Annotated in this window: 1 pseudogene; it reads right to left on the reverse strand. The window is 40.1% G+C overall.

Features of this window, described 5'->3' with window-relative positions:
• Positions 1–322, reverse strand: a pseudogene (locus tag EII37_RS10955) (hypothetical protein); the annotation flags it as partial.

The raw sequence follows: 322 nt of genomic DNA on the forward strand, positions 1-322 counted from the left end.
ATCACTTTAGTTGGAGTTTCTAGGTCGTCCCACATAGTATATTGTTTTGCTGAATTGAATTTACTAAACATTTCCAGCGTTTCGATGTAGCTATCTTTCAGAAGCTCCGTGTCAAGCAATTTTTGGGCCTTTTCAGCACGTTTAGCAAGTCGTTCGTTAGCTTGTTCCAGTTGCTCCTTTTGTCGCTGTAAGCTCAAGTTGTGGTTGATGTAAGCAATTTGCTGTGCATGTCGTCCAAGTTTGCCTTGCGTATTAAGCTCGATTAGTTTAGCCAGTCCGTCGCCAAGAATTTCATCAGGGACAAGATTATATTTATATTTTT

The organism is Streptococcus sp. OH4692_COT-348, assembly GCF_003859975.1.
Classification (GTDB): domain Bacteria; phylum Bacillota; class Bacilli; order Lactobacillales; family Streptococcaceae; genus Streptococcus.